Raw genomic sequence first — 20,678 nt, forward strand, 5'->3', positions numbered from 1 at the left:
GACGATTGTCGCTCAGCCCTCCAGCGCCGCGCGGGCGGACACGAACGCTGTGACGGCGCGCTCCACGTCCTCGGCCGAGTGCGCGGCGGACAGCTGCACCCGGATCCGGGCCTTGTCCTGCGGCACGACCGGGTAGGAGAAGCCGATCACGTACACGCCGCGCTCGAGCAGCAGCTGCGCGAGCCGGTCCGCCTTCGCCGCGTCGCCGATCATGACGGGCGCGATCGGGTGGTCGCCGGGCAGGATGTCGAAGCCCTCCTCGACCATCCGGCGGCGGAACAGCTCGGTGTTCGCGGTCAGCCGCGCGCGCAGCTCACCGGCGCCCTCGATCAGGTCGAGCACGGTCAGCGACGCGGCCGCGATCACCGGCGCGAGCGTGTTCGAGAAGAGGTACGGCCGGGAGCGCTGGCGCAGCAGCGCGACGATCTCGGCGCGGGCCGCGACGTAGCCGCCGGACGCGCCGCCGAGCGCCTTGCCGAGCGTGCCGGTGACGATGTCGATCCGGTCCAGCACGCCGTGCAGTTCCGGGGTGCCGCGGCCGTGCTCGCCGACGAAGCCGACCGCGTGCGAGTCGTCGACCATGACCATCGCGCCGTACCGGTCGGCCAGGTCGCAGATCTCGCGGAGCGGCGCGACGTAGCCGTCCATCGAGAAGACGCCGTCCGTGACGATCAGCAGGCGCCGGGCGCCGCCCTCGACCGCGGCGACGAGCTGCTTCTCCAGGTCGGCCATGTCCCGGTTGGCGTACCGGAAGCGGCGCGCCTTGGACAGCCGGATGCCGTCGATGATCGAGGCGTGGTTGAGCGCGTCGGAGATGACCGCGTCCTCCGCGCCGAGCAGCGTCTCGAACACGCCGCCGTTGGCGTCGAAGCAGGAGGAGTAGAGGATCGTGTCCTCCTGGCCGAGGAACGCCGACAGCCGCGCCTCCAGCTCCTTGTGCACCTCCTGGGTGCCGCAGATGAAGCGCACCGACGCCATGCCGTAGCCCCAGCGGTCCAGCGCGGCGTGCGCGGACGCGACCACGCGCGGGTCGTCGGCCAGGCCCAGGTAGTTGTTGGCGCAGAAGTTCAGCACCGCGTCACCGGTGGTGACGGTGACGTTCGCCGACTGCGGGGTGGTGATCACCCGCTCGGACTTGTGCAGGCCGGCGGCCTTGATCTCGTCGAGGGTGGCGCGCAGGTCGTCGCGCACGGAAGTGAACACGGTCAGTTGCTCCAGTCCAGGATGATCTTGCCACTGCGACCGCTCGCGGCGTCGGCGAACGCGGCCTCGAAGTCACGGAAGCCGTACCGTCCGGTGATCACGGGCGACAGATCAAGACCGCCCTCCAGCAGTACGGACATGGAGTACCAGGTCTCGAAGATCTCCCGGCCGTAGACGCCCTTGATGGTGATCATCGAGGTGACCAGGCGGGCCCAGTCGATCGGGAACTCCTGTGCCGGCAGGCCGAGCATCGCGATCTTCCCGCCGTGCGTCATGTTCGCGATCATGTCGCGCATCGCGGACGGGTGACCGGACATCTCCAGGCCGACGTCGAAGCCCTCGCGCAGGCCGAGCTGCCGCTGACCGTCCGCGATCGTGGCCTCGGCGACGTTCAGCGCGAGGCTGACACCGACCTTGCGGGCCAGGTCGAGGCGGTCCTCGCTGACATCCGTGATCATCACGTGCCGGGCGCCGGCGTGCGTGGCCACGGCCGCGGCCATCAGCCCGATCGGGCCGGCGCCGGTGATCAGCACGTCCTCGCCGACCAGCGGGAACGACAGCGCGGTGTGCACGGCGTTGCCGAACGGGTCGAAGATCGCGGCCACGTCCGGCTCGACCGGCACCCGGTGCACCCAGATGTTCGTGGCGGGCAGCACGACGTACTCGGCGAACGCGCCGTCCCGGCCGACGCCGAGCCCGATCGTGGCCCGGCACATGTGGCGGCGCCCGGCCAGGCAGTTGCGGCACTTGCCGCACACCAGGTGGCCTTCGCCGCTGACCAGGTCGCCGACCGTGACGTCGGTGACGTTCCGGCCGATCTCGACGACCTCACCGGCGAACTCGTGGCCGACGATCAGCGGCGTGCGGATCGACTGCTGCGCCCAGCCGTCCCAGGCCCGGATGTGCAGGTCGGTGCCGCAGATGCCGGTGCGCCGCACCCGGACCAGCACGTCGTCCGCGCCGACGGCCGGCTCGGGCACGTCCGTCAGCCACAGGCCGGGCTCGGCTCTCTCCTTGACCAGTGCCTTCAACGCGTCGGCTCCTCATCGGCCGGAAGTGGTGCGATTCGCACGTCAATGTTCACCATCGCCTCCCCACCGGTCTATCGAGGATTTCTTAACCCGGTCCGCAGCACAGCTTCACGCGCGTGCCCGACCGGCCCGGACGAGCACCGGGACGCGCGTTTCCGGGCCGGGTGCCCGGGCGGCGCGCACGGCGTCAGACGCCCCAGTCACCGGTGGTCACGAATCGCTCCAGCCGCCGGGTCGCCGCGGCGAGATCCCACCCCTTGCCGGCCAGCCAGTCGTCGTCGTAGAAGGTCCGGCGGTACGGCCCGGGGCCGTCGGCCGCCACGAGGACCACGGCACCGGACTCGCCCGCCCGGATCATCCGGTGCGCCAGGTGGCAGGCGCCCCACAGGCAGGCGCCGGTCGACGGCCCGGCCGGCACGCCGAGGACGCGGGCGAGGACCCGCATGGCGGCCACACCGGACGCGTCCGGCACCGGGATGACCAGGTCCACCACGTCGGGGTCGAAGGCCGGTTCCATCCGCGGCCGGCCGATGCCCTCGATGCGGGACGGCATCCCGGTCCCGTAGTCACGGGTGCCGGTGACCCAGCCGGGAAAGTACGCCGAGTTCTCCGCGTCGACGACCGCGAGGCGGGTGGCGTGCCCGTACCGCCGCAGGTATCGGCCGATCGCCCGCGAGGTGGCCCCGGTGCCGACACCGGTCACGATCCAGGCGGGCGCCGGCCGCCCCCGCGCCGCGAGGTCGTGCAGGATCTCGTCGGCCAGTCCGGGCACCCCGTTGTCCAGGTCCGCGTCGATGGCCGGGCCGAGCGTGGACAGGCAGTCCAGGTAGTGCCCGCCCACCCGTCGCGCCAGCCGTTCCGCGTGGTCGTAGACGGCCGGCGGTGGGTCGACCCGGTGCACGGCGCCGCCCCGCTCGACGATCCGGGCCAGGCGGTCCGGCGCGGACCGGGCGGGGACCACGGCGGTGAACGGCAACCCGAGCATCCGGGCGACGTGCGCCTCCGCGACCGCCAGGTTCCCGCCGGTCGCCTCCACCAGCCGGGTGCCGCGCCGGACGGCGCCGCGCACGACGGCGGCGAGAACGAGGCTGCGGGCGAACCGGTACTTGACGCTCCCGGTGGTACGCGCCGACTCGTCCTTGACGTACACGGGCACCGCCGGCACGCCGGGGAGGGAAAGGCGGACCAGCGGTGTCGCCGCCTCCGCCGCCCGGTCGGCAGCCAGCAGCCCCGCGGCGCGCCGGGCCCAGTCCGCGTCCGCCGGCTCCGGCCGAACACCCGGGGTCGTCATCGTCGCGCCGGTCAGTCCGGTGGCGACAGGTGCGCCAGGCGCTCCCGGACCGAGCTGACCAGCACCCCGCCGCCGGACTCGGCACGCCGCAGCTTGCCGCGCTTGACGAGGTCGTGCACGCCCTGCCGGGTGATGCCGAGCATCGCGCTCGCCACCGCCAGCGAGACCGCCTCGGCGGCCGGGTGGCCGAACCGGCGCACGACGAGCGCGCCGAACGGTGTGCGCCACCAATCGTGCGGTGGCGCGAACACGTCATCGGTCCGGTAGATCTCGGCGACGAGGCGGAACGCGGTCTCGGCGGCGAGCCGCTCGTCCGGCCCGAGCACCTGCGCCGCCCACACCTCAGCGGCGATCTCGAGTCGGCCGCGCAGCGACGCCGAGGCGGGTGGGCCGGCACCGTCCGGGCCGAGCAACCGGTCCAGCGGGTCGAACAGGCGCGCCGCCGCGTCCCGCGTGAGCTGGCGGACGATCGCCACGTGCGCCGCGGTCGTGGCGTTCCCGGATCCCGCGGCCACGCGCCCGGCGCTCGGTGCGGCCACGCGCCCGGCGCTTAGATGTCCACTCATCGTGGCGGCAGCCTACCAACTACTTGACAGCTGGCGTCAAGTAGCTGCGCATTCCCGGATCGCGTGTGGTCATGCGCACCTTGCCGCGGCCGGGCACCGGGTCGATAGTTGGCAGTGCCAAAAGAACTGAGGAGGCACACCATGAGCCGCTCCCCACTCCCCCGCCGGATCGCCGTCCCCGCGGTCGCCGCGGCCGTCCTGGCCGCCACGGCCACGGCCGTGATCGCCGGCGCGCGGGGCGACGAGACCCCGCCCGCCGCGCCCGCGGCCGCCCACGAGCACGGCCCGCACCTCACGTCCGCGGGCGGCGACGCCGAACCGGCCCCGTTCGACCTGGTGGAGACGTCGGTGCGGCGCGACGGCGACACGGTCGTGTTCACCGAGAAGGTGCGTGGCCGGGCCGGTGCGACGACCCCCGAACCGGTCGGCACGGTTCGGTGGCAGCTCGGTGCTCAGCTACGTCTGGCCGGTCTCGCTGAACGCGTCCACGGTCGGCTTCACCGCGGACAGCGGGACGCTCGCGCTCGCCGCGACCAGCCACCCGGACTTCGACGACACGCCGCTGGTCGACGAGAACGGCAACGGCCGCAAGGACGACGACGGCGGCCTCTGGCACGCGCACTGGGTCGTTCTCGTGCCGGACACCACCCGGCCGGACGGCGCGCTCAAGGTCCGGGACATCGCGCCCGGCGAGGCGCCCGCGCTGCCGTCGACGTGGCCGGGCGCGCCGATCTACATCGACAGCCCGTCCTACCCGACCGAGCTGACCGGGCAGGTGGTCCGGATCGACGTACCGATGCAGGTCCTCGGCGCGCCGGAGTCGTTCTCCTACGACGGCGTCACGGCGGCCCTGAAGGTCAGCGCCGACCTGCACGACCCGCTGCTGCGGGTGGAGAACGTCTTCGACGTCGCCTCCGGTGACCTGTCCCTGCCGGGCCGGTTCGAGAAGTGAGCCCGGCGCGGCCGGCCGTGGTGCGCCCACCGCGCCGTGTCGCGAGTCCACCGAACGACACCGCCGATGAAGAGGAGAGAGACCATGACCGCCACCTGGCTGCCCACACTGATCACCGCGAGCCCCGAGGAGGGGTACGACCTGGCCGTCACGCTGTCCCGGGTCGCGGTCCGGAAGACCCAGCCCGACGGCGAGGTACGCGCCCGGTTGCGGCAGTCCTACGACGAGGACTTCGGCGCCCTGATCGCCATCTCGCACGTCGTGGCCACGAACTTCCGGACCGTGGCCGCCGCGAACGACTACTGGCGGAGCGCGGGGTAGCCGGCCCGGACGTCAGCCGGGCTGGATCGAGCCGGTCAGCCCGGTGACCCGGCCGAGCTCGTCGAAGGCGACCCGCACGTCGGTGCCGCCCGGGTGCCGGCCGGTCACCTCGGCCGGGGTGTCCTCGACCTGCCAGCCCTGCTGGGCCAGGAACGAGGTGACCATCAACCGGTGGTCGACCGGGAAGCCCTGCAGGACCTGGCCGACGACCGTGAGGACGCGCTCCGGGCGGGCCGGTGCGACGATCTCGGCGGGAAGCCCTTCGAGGTGGAAGAAGAGCGCCCCGCCGTCGTACGGCCCGCGGTAGTAGCAGCGGCCGCTCAGCGCGGACGCGACCAGCGCCAGCTGCCCGCCCTGCGCCCGGTCGAGCGGGAACGACGCCTCGGTCAGCTCCGGGATCCCGTTGTTCGCACCGTACTCGCGCATCCACATGGCCAGGCCGAGCAGCGCCGGCGGGAGGTTGCTGGCCTCGTTCGCCCAGGCCCACAGCCAGGTGCCGTCGTGGTGGCTCTCGGTGCCGAGCAGTTGCACCCGGTAGCGCAGATCGCCGCCGAACGTGGCGGTCCCCTCGGTCAGGTCGAGCTGCCAGTCGCGGTCGCCGAGGTGATCGGCGAGCGCGAGCTGACGGGCGAGCGCGGTGGCGACGTGGCGGCTGAACAGGTCCTCGAACGGTGTCACGCCCGGATCGTACGGGTCTGGATCAACAGTCCGTCAGCACGTCGACGACCCGGTCGATCTCGCCCTCGGTGTTGAAGTAGTGCGGGGACAGGCGCAGGCACCATTCGATGCCCTTGTCGGCGAAGTCGAAGCGGGCGTGCTCGCGCAGCGTCACCGAGCTGTTGATCCCGTGCCCGGTCAGCGTCGCCTTCAGCGGTGCCGGTGCCGCGCCGTCGACCGCGCAGGTGACGATCGCACCGAGCGCGGGGCCGCGGTCCAGGACCGTGACGCCGTCGATCTCGCGCAACCGGTCCCGCAGCGACGCGGCCAGGCCGACCGCGCGCCGGGACAGTGCCGGGACGCCGATCCGGCGGGCGTAGCGGATCGCGGCGGACAGGCCGAGCAGCCCGGCGTACGGGAACTCCCAGTCCTCGAACCGGGCCGCGGTCGCCACCGGCCGGTAGGCGCCCGGCTCGGTCCAGTGCGCGCCGCGCATGTCGATGAACAGCGGCTCGTAGCCGGCCGCGAGCACGCGTGCGGAGACGTACAGCAGGCCGGTGCCGCGCGGGCCGCGCAGGAACTTGCGGCCGGTCGCGGTGAGCAGGTCCGCGCCGATCTCCGTCACGTCCAGCGGCACCTGCCCGATCGACTGGCACGCGTCGACCAGGTAGAGCAGGTCCAGCTCGCGGCAGTGCCGGCCGATCGCGGCGACCGGTGCGATCAGGCCGGAGCTGGTCGGCACGTGGGTGACCGCGACCAGCCGGGGCCGGTGCGCGCGCATCAGCGCGGCCATCGCGTCCACGTCCACGCCGCCGCCGGGCGCGTCCGGCGCGTGCACCACCCGCACACCGCGCCGCCGGGCCAGGGACAGGAACGCGATCTGGTTGGAGATGTAGTCGTCCCGGGTGGTCAGCACGACGTCGCCGGGCGCGAAGTCGATCGCGGACAGTGCGGTCGCGTACGCGTGCGTGCTGTTGTTCGCGAACGCGATCTCCGCCGGCTGCGCGCCGAGCAGTGCCGCCGCCTCGGTGTAGAAGTCCTGGATCTGCTCCGCGCGCGCGTCCGCCGCCTCGTAGCCGCCGATCTCCGCCTCGAGCCGCAGGTGCCCGGTCATCGCGTCCAGCACCGGCGCCGGCGGCAGGCTGCTGCCCGCGTTGTTGAGGTGGACCACCCGCGCGCAACCCGGGGTGTCGGCCCGCAGCGCGGCGACATCGAGATTCTCCATACGCGACGATAACAATCGATGTCAGAAAAATGTGCGGCGCCGGGCGTACCGCTTGCCCTAGGGTCTTGGCAGCGACGGCGTGTAGCTCAGCGAGACAGAGCACCGGGCTGCTTCCCGGAGGGCGCGGGGGCGGGGCCCGCCACGCCGGCATGGATCAGACACCGGCCGGGTACGCGACCGGCCAGCTGGCGTCGGCGTTCGTCACCGCCGTCACGCACGAGGACGCGGCGACCCGGCGGCGGGCGGAGGAACGCGTCCGGCGGTGGTCGCTGGTGCTGTCCGGCGGCCACACGCACGGTTCCCGTACCCCGGTGAAAGGTCTTCCCGCCTGGGTCACGCTGGACGTGGTGCGCGGCGGGTTCGCCACCGGGGAACCGTCCGCGGGCGGGCCGCTGCGGCCACACGAGACGCGCTTCGGCACCCGGGCCGCCGCGTTCGCCCACTACCTGACGGACGCGGGGCTGGCCGAGCTGTACGCGCTGCTGGACAGCGGCGACTACCGGATCGACCTGCCGGAGCAGGGCGCGCTGCTCGCCGTCGCGGTGCTGCTGCGCGCCGGTGACCGCGCGGCCGCGCTGGACGTGCTGGACGCGATCGGCCCGTTCGCGGACCGGCTGTGCTTCACGCCGGTGCCGGACCGGCCGGTGCTGCGCGCGCCGGGCGTGGTGTGGCGCACCGGCGCCGGCGAGGTCGCCGCGCAGCTGGCCGCGCGGACCGAGAACCCGCGGATCGCGGCACAGCGGGAGACGCTGACCGTGTGGAACCCGCTGGCCGACGCGTTCCTCGCGCTCTGGCTGGACTTCGACGCCGGCCGGGCGCGGGAGCTGCTGGCCCGCTACCGTGAGCTGGCGGCGAAGCACCCGCACAGCCGCAAGCATCTGCGCCGCAAGGAGAACCTCTACATCCTGCGGACCGCGGCCGAGCACGCGGTCGCCGGCCGGGAACTCACGCCACGGCACGCCGGGCTGCTTCGGGTCGCGATCGCGTCGATGACGGCCAAGCGCGGCCGTCCCGGCTCAGCCGGCCACACGGCGCTGCGGGCCGCGCAGGCCCGGCAGGCGGCACTGCCCGGACATCACGAGCTGGCGCACGCGGTCGCCGCGCGGCTGGAACACGTCGACCCGCGGTCCGGTGTCGCCGACGCCGACGCGGTGTGCGCGCCGGTCGGCGGCGTGCCGGTGCCGGAGCCGGTCCGCCGGGTGGTCCGCCGCGCCACCGCCGGGACGATCCCGGAGCTGATCCGCGCCGGGGTGGTGCCGTCCGCCGAGGTCCTGGCCCGGCTGACGCCGCAGGTCACGTCGCTCGTGGTGGCGTCCGGGTACGCGCATCCGGCGCTGATGGCGGCCGTGCACCGCGCGTTCCGCACCCGCCGGTCGCTGCTGCTGCTCCACTTCGCGCACCAGGTGCGCATCGACGAGCTGCCGTGGGTCGCCGCGCTGCGGACGTCCCGGCCGGCCGGGCGGGCGGAGACCGCGCGTCGGCTCGGCGACCACTACCTCACCGGCTTCCCCGGCACGATCACGCCGAACCCGCTGGTCACCGAGCTGTCCTCGCTCACCCCCGAGTTCCCGTGGGTGGAGGAGCTGGCCGCGGACATCTTCATGGACGGCTTCACGCCGAAGTTCGGCCGGGCCGCCACGCTCGCCGGGGAACTGCTCGACGGCAGCCTCTACCAGCGCTACTACGGCATCGACTACGCGCGGGCCGGTGACGGCTTCGCCCGGTACTGCCGGAAGCGGGCCGGGTCGCCGCGCGGTTCGGTCACCGGGAACGGCGCGGTCATCGAGCAGGGGCAGATCGTGACCACGCACAATCTGGCCACGCTGGCGTACGCGGCCGGTGCCGCACCGGAGGACGGTTGGCACGGTGCGGCGGCCGGCGCGTTCGAGACCGTGCTGCGACTCGCCGCGCGACCGCCCGCGCCGCGCACCCGCAAGGACATCGCGTACGCGTGGCGGCAGGCGGTCTTCTTCCTGTCCGTGCCCGGCGCCGGCGACCCGCGGGACGCGATCGCCGGGTTCCACGACCGGCTCGCGGCCGCGCCCGCGCCGGTCCGGGACCTGATCACGCCGGTCGTGACCGGCCTCGGCCGCGTCGCGTCCGGCACCGGCGACGCCGGCCCGCTGCTCGGCTGGGCGGTGCGCCGGCCCGGCCGGTGACCCGGCGCGACCGGGCCACCGGTACCACAATGGAGCCGGCCGCATGTCACGTTCGAAGGAGCCTGAAATGCAGATCATCCGGTACGGGACGGGCGGTGACACCCGCGTCGGTGTCGCCGGGGACGACGGTACGGTGCGGCGCCTCGGCGTACCGTCGCTGGGTTTGCTGCTGGCTCTTCCGCTCGATGAGATCAGGTCGCTGGTGGAGCGCGGCGGGCCGGTCGAGGACGGTGTGCCGGAACGGCTGCCGCCGGTGGACGGCCGGACCGAGGTGTGGGCCAGCGGGGTGACGTACGTCCGGTCGCGTGAGGCGCGCCGCGAGGAGAGCCGGGCCGCGGACGTGTACTCGCTGGTCTACGACGCGGACCGGCCGGAGCTGTTCTTCAAGAGCGCGGCGTGGCGGGTGTCCGGGGACGGCGAGCCGATCGGCGTGCGGCCGGACTCGGCCGTGGACGTGCCGGAGCCGGAGCTGGCGCTGGTGCTCAACGCCGGCGGCGAGATCGTCGGCTACACGGTCTGCGACGACGTCTCGTCCCGGTCGATCGAGGGCGAGAACCCGCTCTACCTGCCGCAGGCCAAGGTGTACGCGGGTGCGTGCGCGATCGGCCCCGGCATCCGGCCCGCGTGGGAGGTGCCGGACGCGACCGCGCTCGGGATCACGCTCGTGGTGCGGCGCGGCGGCGAGGTCGCGTTCGAGGGCGCCACCTCGACGTCGCTGCTGCACCGCGCGCTCGACGACCTGGTCGAGCACCTGTTCCGCTGCACGCACTTCCCGGAGGGCGCGATCCTGTCCACCGGTACGGGTCTGGTGCCGCCGATGGACTTCACGCTGCGCGAGGGCGACGTGGTGGAGATCGGCGTGGAGAGCGTGGGCACGCTGACCAACCCGGTCGTCACGGCCGCCCCGGAGGCGTTCGCCTGGCTGGCCGCGCGGGCCGACGATCCGGCCCGTTGACGGACCGGGGCCCGCGCGTCCGGCCCTCCAGCCCCGATCCAACCGGTGTCCAGTGGCCGGCGCCACCGTGTCGCTGGCGGGGCCGTCCCGATCCCGCCGTCCTCAGCGGACCTGTCGGAGAGGGTGGGATCATGAATCTACGGTCACTGTGGAGGGCCCTGGCGGCGCTGGTGGTCTTCTCGGCGGCATCCGTCGCCGGGATCGCCGGACCGGCCGGTGCGGCACCGGGCGTCTCGTACCGGGTGTCGGTCTCCCCGGACGGCGCGGTCGCCGTCGAGGAGTCCGCGCCGGCCCGCGGCACGATGAAGCCCGGTCTCAGCAAGCCCCTGGTGCTGCCCGGCGGGGACGGGTTCGGCGCCGACACCGTCATCACCTGCTACGTCTACGGCAGCGGACCGGTGTCGAACGGCTTCATCGTCTCCTTCGTCATCGGCATCGACTGCGTCGGCGGTGTGCCGAGGCAGCTGTTCGTGAACCAGAACATCGCCCGGTACCTGCCGAACAACGGTGGCTACGTCGTCGAGCCGGGCTCCGACGAGACGTGCGTGGAGAACAACTCGGCGGCGCTGTTCTGCTACTCGGAGGCCCCGTGCTTCCAGGCCGGCGCGACGTACGACGGCTACGCACTGATCTTCGGCGTCGACGAGAACGGTGTGCTGCACCAGACCGAGTACTACGCGCCACCGCGCGCGCTCGGCTGCGCGGTCTGATCCCGGACCCGGCCGCGCCGTACCCGGCGCGGCCGGCCTGCCGCTCACTGCGGTACGCGGGTGCCGAACGCGTCGTGGGAGACGTCGCTCCACTCCTGCCAGGTCTTCAGGCGCTCCGCGTAGATCGCCTCGACCTCCGGCAGCACGTCGCCCATCACCAGCCGGCGCGGCGGGTTCGGCGCGTCGACCAGCGCCCGGATCGCCGGTACGGTGGCGGCCGGGTCGCCCAGGCGGAAGTCGGTCGCGGTGTCGATGTGTGCCTGCGCGTAGTCCGGCAGCGCGGCGCTGGACCGCAGCGCGCCGGCGAACCCGGTCGCGTACGGGCCGGGCTCGACCATCGTGACGTGGAAGCCGAAGCTCGCGGTCTCCTGCACCAGCGCCTCGGTGAGGCCCTCGACCGCCCACTTCGAGGCGTGGTAGGCGCCGAAGGCCGGGTACGCCCGGACGCCGCCCTCGCTGGTGACCTGCAGCAGGTGGCCGCCACGCTGGCGGCGCAGGACGGGCAGGACCGCCTGGGTCACCCAGACCGCGCCGAAGAAGTTCGTCTCCATCTGCTGCCGCAGCTCGCGCTCGGTCACCTCCTCGACCATGCCGACGTGGCCGTAGCCCGCGCCGTTGACGACGACGTCGAGCCGGCCGAAGCGCTGGACCGCGTGCCCGACGGCGGCGAAGACGGCCTCCCGGTCGGTGACGTCGAGCTCCAGCGGCAGGACCGCGTCGCCGAACCGCGCGACGAGATCGTCCAGGCGCGTGGTGTCCCGGGCGGTGGCGACGACGCGGTCACCGCGGTCGAGGGCGGCCTCGGCCCAGATGCGGCCGAGGCCGTTGGACGAACCGGTGATGAACCAGATTTTGCTCATACGTCGAGTCTGCCGACCGACGGCCCATGCCACCAGCGAATGTCCGGCATGGTAGATATTCCCAGGTGGAATACCTCAACGTGCATCCGCAGCTGCTGCAGGCGCTACGGGCCGTGCTCGACACCGGCTCGCTGACCGCGGCCGCCGAACGCCTCGGTTTCACCCAGTCCGCGCTGTCGAAGCAGATCGCCGCGCTGGAGACCGCGGCGGGCACGCCACTGATCCGGCGCGGCCCACGCGGGGTGGAGCCGACCGAGGCCGGCACCCGGCTGGCCGCGCGGGCCGCGACGATCCTGGATCAGCTCGGCGCGGCACGACGGGAGCTGGACGACGTCTCCGCGCCGCTCGGCGGCCGGCTCGCGCTCGGCGGGTTCCCCGCCACCGCCATGGAACTGGTGCCGCGCACGATCGCCCGGCTGCGCGCCGAACACCCGTCGATCGAGATCGACTTCCTGGAGTCCTCGACGCTGGTGCAGATCCGGCGGCTGCGGGCCGGCCGCCTGGACCTCGCCCTGATCGCCGTCGGGGAAGGGCTGCCCGAGTACGACCTGACCGGCGTCGAACTCGACCGGCTGCCGGCCGGCCGGCTCCTGGTCGCGGTCGGCCGCCGGCACCGGCTCGCCCGCGCGGAGCGGGTCACCGTCGACGACCTGGCCGGCGAGAACTGGATCGCCGGGCGGGGCGGCCGGTCGGAACCGCAGTTCGGCCCGTGGCCGACGCTGACCGGCGCCCGGGTCGTCGCGGAGCTCAGCGGCTGGTCCGCGCGGCTCGGCTTCGTCGCGGCCGGGCTCGGCATCATGACGGTGCCCAGCCTCGCGGCCGGCATCCTCCCCGCCGACGTCGTCGGCGTCGAGGTCGACGACCCGTCCTGGACCGGCCGCACGCTGTCGCTCGCCCGGATCGGCGCGCTCACCCCGGCCGGCGCGGCGGTGCGGTCCGCGCTCACGGCCGAGGCGCGGGCGATCGCCGAACGGGTCAGGCGAGCGCCTCCACCGGCTCGCGGATGACCTCGGAGCCCGGGACGGCACGCCGCTCCGGACCCTCGACGGCGTGGCAAGGACCGTACCGCGGCGCACGGCACCCGGCGTTCAGCCCTGGATCGCCCACACCACGGCCCGGTCCCGCGCTTTGCGCAATCGGTGAGGATCTCGCCGCAAGATCTGGCGCGGTTCGCGGTACGGGGCCGGGCATAACCGGTCCGGGACAGCCGCACGGCTGTCGCTCTTCGCACAGGAGGAACCGGATGAGCGGCAAGACCCGTATCGCCCTGGTCACCGGAGGGTCCGGCGCCATCGGCCGGGTGGTGGCCACCCGGCTCGCCGCGGACGGCATGACCGTCGTGGTGCACTACGCCGGGAACCCGGCGCCGGCCGAGGAGGTCGCCAAGGAGATCGCCGACGCGGGCGGCTCGGCCGTGACGGTCCAGGCCGACATCACCGAACCGCAGCCGGTACGGGACCTGTTCGACACGGTCGAGCAGCAGTTCGGCGGCATCGACGTGGTGGTCAACACCGCCGGGATCATGATCCTCAAGCCGGTGGCCGAGCTGGACGTCGACGACCTCGACCGGATGCAGCGCGTCAACGTGCGCGGCGCCTTTCTGGTCAGCCAGCAGGCGGCCCGGCGGCTGCGCCCGGGCGGCGCACTGATCAACATCGCGACGACGGTACGCAAGCTGGCACTGCCGACCTACGCGGCGTACGCGGCGAGCAAGGCCGCGATCGAGGCGCTGACCCCGATCCTGGCCAAGGAACTGCGCGGCCGCGACGTCACGGTCAACGCGGTCGCGCCCGGGCCGACCGCCACCCCGTTCTTCTTCCGGGGCAAGACCCAGGAGGTCATCGACCAGATGGCCAAGTCCGCGCCGCTGGAACGGCTGGGTGAGCCCGGCGACGCGGCCGAGGTCGTCGCGTTCCTCGCCGGACCGGCCCGCTGGGTCAACGGCCAGACCGTCTTCGTCAACGGAGGAGTGATCTGATGAGCCGCACCGTCCTCGTCACCGGCGCGTCGAGCGGCTTCGGCGCGATGATCAGCCGGTCGCTGGCCGGCGCGGGCCACGTCGTCTACGCCGGCATGCGCGACACCACCGGCCGTAACGCCCAGGCGGTCGCCGAACTCGCCGACTGGTCCGGCCGGCACGACCGGTCGGCGCAGGCGGTCGAGCTCGACGTGTCCGACCAGGCCTCCGTGGACGCCGCGGTCGCGCGGGTCGTCGCGGACCGCGGCGGTGTCGACGTCGTCGTGCACAACGCCGGCCACATGACGCTCGGCCCGGTCGAGGCGTTCACCGTCGAGCAGATCGCCGCCGTCTACGACACCAACGTCCTGTCGACCCAGCGGGTCAACCGCGCCGTCCTGCCGCACATGCGCCGGCAGCGCGACGGCCTGCTCGTCTGGATCGGCTCGACCAGCGCCCGTGGCGGCACTCCCCCGTGGCTCGGCCCGTACTTCGCCGCGAAGGCGGCCGAGGACTCGCTCGCGGTCAGCATCGCCGCGGAGGTCGCACGGTTCGGCATCGACTCGACGATCGTGGTGCCGGGCTCGTTCACCACCGGCACCAACCACTACGCCCACGCCGGCCACCCGGCGGACGAGACGACCGCCAAGGAGTACGACGCGCTGTACGGCGACATGGACGACCTGCTGGCCCGGCAGGCCGGCCTGGCACCGGCGGACGCGGACCCGGGTGAGGTGGCGCGGCAGGTGGCCGCGCTGGTGGACCTGCCCAAGGGGCAGCGCCCGTTCCGGGTCTACATCGACCCGGCGCAGGACGGCGCCGAGGAGGTCTTCCGGGTCGGCGACCGCATCCGCCGCGACTTCTACCGCACCCTCGGCTTCGACGACCTGCTGCGCCCGGCGACCTGAGCGGCGCCGTGCCCCGCGCGAGCGGAAGTGCGGCGGGCAGCCGATCGGCCGGCCGGCGCACGTCGCGCAGCGCGGGCAGGACCGGTTCGTCCGGCGGCGTACCGCCTCGCTGGACGAACCGGTCGCGCACCGCGGCGACGGCAACGGAAGCGCGCGGCCGTTCACTCCGGGCGGCCGTCCACTCACGAGGGTCGGAGGCAGCCTTCTCCCTGGTCGCCAACCTCAACTCGGGGTAGTCGCCATCTGCACACATGGTGTTTAGGCACCAGTTGCCGAGGCGGGCCGCCACGGGGCCGGCGGACGATGGCGGACACGGCTCCCCTAGGTACGGACTTCCTGATGCACGACGACCATCTGACCTCCACCCCCGATGACCCGGCGTACGGGGACACGCCGTTGCGCTCCCTCTACGAGGAACACCGGCCTCGGCTGTACCGGCGGCTGATGCGGCTGCTCAACGGCGACCGACACCTGGTGGAGGACGTGTTGCAGGAGACCGCGATGCGCGCCTGGCGGCATCCGGAGGCCCGGGGCCCGGACGGCGCCTGGCGACCGCAGTGGCTCTACACCGTGGCCCGCAACCTCGCCTTCGACCACATCCGCGCCCGGCAGCGCGCCAACACGGCGGCCGGTGACGTCGGCAACGCGCAGCCGGCTCAGCACGACGCGATCGAGCGCATGATGACCAGTTGGCAGGTCCGCGACGCGGTCCGGCAGCTGCCGGACCGGCTGCGGGCCGTGCTGATCGAGGTGTACCTGCTGGACCGGCCCATGCAGGAGACCGCGGACCGGCTCGGTGTGCCGCTCGGTACGGTCAAGTCCCGCCTCTACTACGCACTGCGCGCGCTGCGCGTGTCGATGGCCGAGCCGCACCAGGAAACGCTCCCGCCGCGACCGGACGAATAATCCCGATAGGTACGGCGACGAGCCGCCGGCCGCCCGTCGCCGCCATGCGATCCGCCATGCGGACGCCGACGCGCACGCCGACAGCAACCCGCATGCCGACAGCACCGCACGCCGACGCTGTCTCCGGCCGGCGCCGTCGCCGGCCGGCGCGACGGTGGCGGGTCGCCGTGGCGGCGGGTGCGGGGCAGGTCAGACGGCCAGGAGCGTCTTTCCGACGGCCGTGCGGGCCTCCATCGCGGCGTGGGCGTCGGCGGCCCGCTCCAGCGGGAACCGCTGGCCGATGACCGGCCGCAGCCGGCCCGCCGCCGCGAGCGCCAGCGCCTCGGTGGTGCGCCGGGTCTGCTCGTCCGGCGGCCCGAACACGCCGCGCCGCACCCGGACGCCGCGCCGCTCGGCGGCCTCGTCGGAGATGCCGGGCCAGCCGGTCGCCGAGCTGAACCCGAAGCTGATCATCCGGCCGCCGTCGCCGAGGAGGCCGAACGCGGTCTCGGCGACGGCGCCGCCGACCCCGTCCAGTACGACGTCGACGCCGCCGGCCGCCGTGCGCACCGCCTCGGCCCAGCCGGCGTCGGTGTAGTCGATCGCGTGGTGCGCGCCGAGCTCGCGCGCCACCGCCAGCTTGCGGGCCGCGCCGGCCACCGCCACGACCCGGGCGTCCGCCGCGCGCGCCAGCTGCACCAGGAGTGTGCCGACGCCGCCGGCCGCCGCCTCGACCAGAACGCGGTCGCCCGGCCGCACACCGGCCGCCTCCATGATCATGAGCGCGGTACGGCCGTCGGCCAGCAACGCCGCGGCGTCGTCCGTCGCCACCCCGTCCGGCACCTCGATCACCTGGCCGGCGTCGACGGCGACCCGCTCGGCGTACCCACCGGATCCGCCCGTGCCGGTGACCACCCGCTTGCCGACCAGGTGCCGGTCGTCGGAGGACCCGGCGGCCACGATCGTGCCCGCCACCCCGTTGCCGGGGATCATCGGCGGCGCCGGGAACGGCCCGAAGCCGGACGCCCGGAACATCGTCTCGATCCAGGTGATGCCGGCGAACTCCACGGCGACGAGCACCTGACCCGGCGCCGGCTCCGGCTCCGGGGTGTCCTCGGCTCGCAGCGCCGACGCCGCCCCGAACTCTCGCAACCAGATCGCCCGCATGGGATCTCCTCCGTCATAGTAGACCCCACTCGGTAGAGTCGGCTCTGATCAACGTAGCAGCCGCGGTCGGCGCGGCGGACACGGGCGCCCGCGGCCGCTGATCACGGCCGGCGTCAAGCGGATCCTGGCGCACATTCGAGACCGCCCAGGACGGGCCCGAGCTGGTCCGCCTCATCGTCCACGCGACGCGCCGCGCGTTCGGCGAGTGGTCGCCGCTGATGCGCCAGGTCGTCGCGGCCCTTCATCGCCTGAGCGCACCTGTCGTCGGCCGGCCGCACGGTGCCGGGCCAGGGCGACGGCCTCGCCGGACACGGCCTGATCCGCGACCCGTCCTGGTACGAGGCCGGACGCACCCTAGGCGCGAGCCCCACCCGTACGGCCCCGGCGGGACGCGGCCGTACGGGCGTGCAGCTGTCCCGGGACGGCGCCGGCGCGAAAGCCGTCCCGCGGCCCTCCCGCGGGGCCCGGGCGGCACGGCGGCTGTGCAGGCGCTGGGCCAGCGTCACGACGGCACCGGCCAGCGAGGACACGGCCAGGCACAGCACCAGGCCGAGCAGCGGGTTCCGGATGAAGGCCGCACCGCCGAGTACGCCCAGGCCGCCGTGGTAGGCCGCCCAGGCCAGCCCCGCGATCGCCGATGCCGGGCTGAACCGGGACAGCGGCAGCCTGGTCGTACCGCACGCGATGTTCGTCGTCACCCGGCCGCCCGGCACGAACCGGGAGATCACGATCACCCGGCCGGCCCGGCGGGCGAGTTGCCGCCCGCCGGCGTCGACCGCGGCGCCGATCCGGGGGAACCGGCCGAGCAGCCGCGGGCCGAACGCGCTGCGGCTCAGCGCGTACACGAGATGGTCACCGACGACCACGCCGGCCGCGGACGCCAGCACGACGAGCAGCAGCACCGGCGTACCGGTGCGGGAGAACAGGCCGGCGGTGATCAGCGCGGCCTCGGACGGAATGATCGGCACGATGCCGTCCAGGCCGCCGAGCGCCACCAGCAGCGGGTACAGCAGCGGCGAGGTCATCACCGGGCTGATCAGGGCGATCAGGTCGGTCTGCCACAGGCTCTCGATGTTCACGGTCGCCGGCTCCCCTCGGCGCGGGCCGGACCGCGGCGCCCGGCGTTCGGGCCGGGCGCGGCCGCCCTCGGCGCCCGTGGATCGTCGGTGAGCCGGTCCCGCTGCCGCATGGTGTTCCCCTCGTCGTCGTTCGCGTCACCGACGCTATGGGGCGGCACGCCGAAGATCGATAGAGCAGGCCGCCGGATCGGAGGTAGGGAAAACCCCCGGAGCGGTCCCGGCGGCAGGCGGCTCACCGGCGCCATCGCCCGGCCCGGAGCCTCAGTTCCACGGCCACGGCCGGCCGTACCACGGGAGGTGCACCGTCACCGGCTCCGGGCACGATGTCGCCGACGGCGGCGCGGGTGTCCACCCGGACGTCGCGGTGGCGGCCGGGCACGGCGTCGGCGCCGCGGGCCGCTGCGGCCCGGGCCGGCCGGGTAGCAGCACGACCGCCACGAGCGCCACCGCGGCGACGGCCAGCAGCACGGGGACCGCGAACGCGGGCACCCGGCGGCGGGTCGCCGTCAGGGCCGGTGGCGCGGTGAGCACCTCGTCGTCGCGCTCGCGCAGCAGCGCCTCGTCCTCCGCGGCCGGGCTGGGCGCCGCGGTGGGCGGCACGTAGGCGCGGGCGTGCCGGCGCCGGCGCAGCACGGAGCGGGCCGCGTTCATCACCGCGGTGCGCAGGTAGGCGTCCGGTTCGGCGAGCCCGCGCAGGTCCGCGCCGTGCCGGCGGTAGAGCGCGGCGAACACGTCCTGCACGACGTCCTCCGCGGTCGGCAGGTCGTCGACCATGAGGACGGCCGGACCAGGCCGAGCCGGCGCGCGTGGTAGAGCGCGTTGATCGCCGGTGGCGCCTCCCGCGGCGAGCCGCCGCGGGAGGCGTGCGCACCGGACGCCGACGACCGCAGCAGGCGCGGCAGCGGCCAGGGGGTACGGATCGCAATGATCATGAGGCGGTCAGGAGAACGCGCCGATCCGGACGCCGCCGTCCGGCAGCGGCTCGACCGGCACGTTCGGCGGGATCAGGTACGCGCCGTCCGGCAGGACCCGGACGTCCGTGTTCTCGGCGATCACCATGATCGTCGGCTGGGTCACGGTCGCGCCGTCCGGCAGTCGCGTCACCCCGAAAGACGCGCGACCGCCCATCGGGTTGGCCCGCCCGACGTGACCTGCGCCACTGCATACCGGGCCGAGGTCACAGGCTCTGACCGCCGGAGACGTCGATGATGCCGCCGGTGGCCCACTGGAAGGCGTCGGAGAGGATCGCCGGCACCGCGGCGGTGATGTCGTCGACGGTGGCGATGCGGCCCTGGATGATCGTGTGCGCCGCGAGGTCCTTGACGAAGTCGGCGCGCATGATGCCGTCCGCGAAGTCGGTCTCGACCGCACCGCCCATGATCGCGTTCACCCGGATGGACCGCGCCGCCAGCTCCGCCGCCTGATACCGGGTCAGCACCTCGACCGCGGCCTTCACGGCGGCATAGGCGGACATCCCCGGTACGACGCCGCGGGTGACCGCGGTCGTCACGTTCAGCACCCGCCCGCCGTCGTTGATCAGTGGAAGCAGGTGCTGGGTCAGGAAGTACGGCGCCTTGAGGTTGACGTCGACGAGCGCGTCGAACTGCGCGGCCGTCGTCTCCGCGTACGGTGCGTACACGCCGATCCCGGCGTTGTTGATCAGATAGTCGATGCCGGCGCCGTCGAGCCGGTCGCGCACCGCGGCCACGAAGTCCGGGTACGTGTCGAACCGTGCCACGTCCAGGTGGAGGAAGCCGGGGTGCGCGCCGCCGCGGTGGGTGCCGAGCACGGTCACGCCGGATGCCGTGAGGTGCCGTGCCATGCCTTCGCCGAGTCCGCGTCCCGCGCCGGTGATCAGCGCGATCTTCTGCTGTGCCATGCCCGCCACGATCGCCGTGGTCGCCTGCCGGTGGGGCGAAGTGTCCGTTCAGCGGACGGTCATGCGGCGAACCGCCGCTCCAGCGCGGCGGCGGCACGGTGGACCGGTGCGGCGGCCCGCTCCGCCGGGTAGCCGGCGCCGGTGGCGATCTGCAGCGCGGCCCGGTGCCCGCCGGGCAGCCGGACGGGCACCGCGTAGCAGGTCATCCCCGGGTACACGTGCTGGTCGTCGACGGCCGCGCCGAACCGTCGTCGTCGCGGCCCCGGGGTCCCGCTCAGCACGACCCCGGCCGCGGTGCCGGCGGGCATGGCGGCGCCGGCCCGCGCGTCGATCGGCAACGGGTCCCGGCCCGGAACCATCTCCAGCGCGACGTACGCGTCGCCGCCGGGCACCACCAGCGACACCGCGGCCCCGGTCTCGTCGTGCAGCGCCTGGATCACGACCGCGGCGGACTCGCGCAGCCCGGCCAGCGGTTCCACCCGCTGGGCGAGGCCGAGCAGCCCGGCGGCGAGCACCCACCGCCCGTCCCGCCACTCGACGGCCCCGACCTCGGCGAGCTGGCCGAGCAGCCGGTGCACCGTCGGCCGCGGCAGGCTGGTCAGCCGCGCCAGCCCGGCCAGCTGCCGCTCCGGCCCGGTCGCGGGCAGCGCCCGCAGCACCCGGAACGCGCCGTCGACGACGCTTCGCCCGTCAGCCACCGGCTTCCCCTCCCGTGTCGCGGCCAACCTACCGCACCACGGCCGGACCGTACGGGGCCCGCGCAGCTCCCCGGAGCCCTCCGCCGGCCAGCGGCTCAGATCAGCCGGAACGCCTCCCGGAGGGTTTCCGAGGCGGCGACCGGGCCGAGTGCGCCGACCGTGGCGGGCAGCGGCG

At 74.2% G+C, this 20,678-nt stretch carries 22 protein-coding genes; 9 read left to right on the plus strand and 13 right to left on the minus strand.

The window, feature by feature from the left end:
• Positions 1–12: 12 nt before the first annotated feature.
• The 4 genes from J2S44_RS03790 to J2S44_RS03805 form a co-directional block, all read right to left on the minus strand.
• On the minus strand, positions 13–1,203 hold the full coding sequence (locus J2S44_RS03790) for a glycine C-acetyltransferase (protein ID WP_310409045.1): 1,191 nt from the start codon (positions 1,201–1,203) through the stop codon (positions 13–15).
• 2 nt (positions 1,204–1,205) lie between these two features.
• Positions 1,206–2,234, minus strand: coding sequence for an L-threonine 3-dehydrogenase (gene tdh / locus J2S44_RS03795; protein ID WP_310409047.1), 1,029 nt, complete (start codon positions 2,232–2,234; stop codon positions 1,206–1,208).
• 187 nt (positions 2,235–2,421) lie between these two features.
• On the minus strand, positions 2,422–3,525 hold the full coding sequence (locus J2S44_RS03800) for a PLP-dependent cysteine synthase family protein (RefSeq protein ID WP_310409049.1): 1,104 nt from the start codon (positions 3,523–3,525) through the stop codon (positions 2,422–2,424).
• A gap of 11 nt (positions 3,526–3,536) precedes the next feature.
• On the minus strand, positions 3,537–4,091 hold the full coding sequence (locus J2S44_RS03805; protein ID WP_310409051.1) for a hypothetical protein: 555 nt from the start codon (positions 4,089–4,091) through the stop codon (positions 3,537–3,539).
• A gap of 403 nt (positions 4,092–4,494) precedes the next feature.
• Between J2S44_RS03805 and J2S44_RS03810 the strand changes: the two genes are divergently transcribed.
• Both J2S44_RS03810 and J2S44_RS03815 read left to right on the plus strand, forming a co-directional pair.
• Positions 4,495–5,043 (plus strand): hypothetical protein, encoded by a 549-nt coding sequence (locus tag J2S44_RS03810; protein WP_310409052.1) that lies wholly within the window; start codon positions 4,495–4,497, stop codon positions 5,041–5,043.
• 84 nt (positions 5,044–5,127) lie between these two features.
• Positions 5,128–5,364: a hexameric tyrosine-coordinated heme protein gene (locus tag J2S44_RS03815; protein ID WP_310409054.1), complete on the plus strand. Its 237-nt coding sequence runs from the start codon at positions 5,128–5,130 to the stop codon at positions 5,362–5,364.
• 12 nt (positions 5,365–5,376) lie between these two features.
• On the opposite strand, the gene J2S44_RS03820 is transcribed toward J2S44_RS03815, so the two are convergent.
• Both J2S44_RS03820 and J2S44_RS03825 read right to left on the minus strand, forming a co-directional pair.
• A complete protein-coding gene (locus tag J2S44_RS03820) occupies positions 5,377–6,042 on the minus strand; it encodes a DUF6882 domain-containing protein (protein WP_310409056.1) in 666 nt (221 codons plus the stop codon).
• A 22-nt stretch (positions 6,043–6,064) separates the two neighbouring features.
• Positions 6,065–7,246, minus strand: a complete 1,182-nt coding sequence (locus J2S44_RS03825; protein ID WP_310409058.1) for an aminotransferase class V-fold PLP-dependent enzyme — start codon at positions 7,244–7,246, stop codon at positions 6,065–6,067.
• A gap of 149 nt (positions 7,247–7,395) precedes the next feature.
• Here J2S44_RS03825 and J2S44_RS03830 point away from each other — a divergent pair, with 149 nt between their 5' ends.
• From J2S44_RS03830 to J2S44_RS03840, 3 genes are all read left to right on the plus strand, one after another.
• Positions 7,396–9,405, plus strand: a complete 2,010-nt coding sequence (locus tag J2S44_RS03830) for a hypothetical protein (RefSeq protein WP_310409059.1) — start codon at positions 7,396–7,398, stop codon at positions 9,403–9,405.
• A 67-nt stretch (positions 9,406–9,472) separates the two neighbouring features.
• The gene (locus tag J2S44_RS03835; protein ID WP_310409060.1) at positions 9,473–10,360 is read left to right on the plus strand and encodes a fumarylacetoacetate hydrolase family protein; all 888 of its coding nucleotides are present in this window, start codon (positions 9,473–9,475) and stop codon (positions 10,358–10,360) included.
• A 131-nt stretch (positions 10,361–10,491) separates the two neighbouring features.
• Positions 10,492–11,070: a hypothetical protein gene (locus J2S44_RS03840; RefSeq protein WP_310409062.1), complete on the plus strand. Its 579-nt coding sequence runs from the start codon at positions 10,492–10,494 to the stop codon at positions 11,068–11,070.
• Positions 11,071–11,114: 44 nt separating this feature from the next.
• On the opposite strand, the gene J2S44_RS03845 is transcribed toward J2S44_RS03840, so the two are convergent.
• Positions 11,115–11,930: an SDR family NAD(P)-dependent oxidoreductase gene (locus J2S44_RS03845; RefSeq protein ID WP_310409063.1), complete on the minus strand. Its 816-nt coding sequence runs from the start codon at positions 11,928–11,930 to the stop codon at positions 11,115–11,117.
• Between the two features lie 65 nt (positions 11,931–11,995).
• Between J2S44_RS03845 and J2S44_RS03850 the strand changes: the two genes are divergently transcribed.
• The 4 genes from J2S44_RS03850 to J2S44_RS03865 all read left to right on the plus strand — a co-directional run bounded on the left by J2S44_RS03850 (position 11,996) and on the right by J2S44_RS03865 (position 15,701).
• Positions 11,996–12,937: a LysR family transcriptional regulator gene (locus tag J2S44_RS03850; RefSeq protein ID WP_310409064.1), complete on the plus strand. Its 942-nt coding sequence runs from the start codon at positions 11,996–11,998 to the stop codon at positions 12,935–12,937.
• Between the two features lie 236 nt (positions 12,938–13,173).
• Positions 13,174–13,908, plus strand: coding sequence for an SDR family oxidoreductase (locus J2S44_RS03855; protein WP_310409065.1), 735 nt, complete (start codon positions 13,174–13,176; stop codon positions 13,906–13,908).
• On the plus strand, positions 13,908–14,795 hold the full coding sequence (locus J2S44_RS03860; RefSeq protein WP_310409066.1) for an SDR family oxidoreductase: 888 nt from the start codon (positions 13,908–13,910) through the stop codon (positions 14,793–14,795). Before J2S44_RS03855 ends, J2S44_RS03860 begins: the two co-directional genes overlap by 1 nt.
• Positions 14,796–15,134: 339 nt before the next feature.
• Complete coding sequence (locus J2S44_RS03865) at positions 15,135–15,701, plus strand: sigma-70 family RNA polymerase sigma factor (RefSeq protein ID WP_310409067.1); 567 nt, start codon at positions 15,135–15,137, stop codon at positions 15,699–15,701.
• 189 nt (positions 15,702–15,890) lie between these two features.
• Here the strand turns inward: J2S44_RS03865 and J2S44_RS03870 are convergent, their stop codons facing one another.
• The 6 genes from J2S44_RS03870 to J2S44_RS03895 form a co-directional block, all read right to left on the minus strand.
• Entirely contained in the window at positions 15,891–16,847 is a 957-nt protein-coding gene (locus J2S44_RS03870; protein ID WP_310409068.1) for a zinc-binding dehydrogenase, read from the minus strand.
• Between the two features lie 113 nt (positions 16,848–16,960).
• Positions 16,961–17,926: a DedA family protein gene (locus tag J2S44_RS03875; protein ID WP_310409070.1), complete on the minus strand. Its 966-nt coding sequence runs from the start codon at positions 17,924–17,926 to the stop codon at positions 16,961–16,963.
• A 261-nt stretch (positions 17,927–18,187) separates the two neighbouring features.
• Positions 18,188–18,700: an RNA polymerase sigma factor gene (locus J2S44_RS03880; protein ID WP_310409071.1), complete on the minus strand. Its 513-nt coding sequence runs from the start codon at positions 18,698–18,700 to the stop codon at positions 18,188–18,190.
• Between the two features lie 165 nt (positions 18,701–18,865).
• A complete protein-coding gene (locus J2S44_RS03885) occupies positions 18,866–19,030 on the minus strand; it encodes a hypothetical protein (RefSeq protein ID WP_310409072.1) in 165 nt (54 codons plus the stop codon).
• 73 nt (positions 19,031–19,103) lie between these two features.
• Positions 19,104–19,805 carry an SDR family NAD(P)-dependent oxidoreductase gene (locus J2S44_RS03890; protein ID WP_310409073.1) on the minus strand — a complete coding sequence of 234 codons (702 nt, stop codon included), beginning with the start codon at positions 19,803–19,805 and terminating at the stop codon, positions 19,104–19,106.
• 59 nt (positions 19,806–19,864) lie between these two features.
• Positions 19,865–20,503 carry a helix-turn-helix domain-containing protein gene (locus J2S44_RS03895; RefSeq protein ID WP_310409074.1) on the minus strand — a complete coding sequence of 213 codons (639 nt, stop codon included), beginning with the start codon at positions 20,501–20,503 and terminating at the stop codon, positions 19,865–19,867.
• Between the last annotated feature and the right edge of the window lie 175 nt (positions 20,504–20,678).

The organism is Catenuloplanes niger (genome assembly GCF_031458255.1).
GTDB lineage: Bacteria > Actinomycetota > Actinomycetes > Mycobacteriales > Micromonosporaceae > Catenuloplanes > Catenuloplanes niger.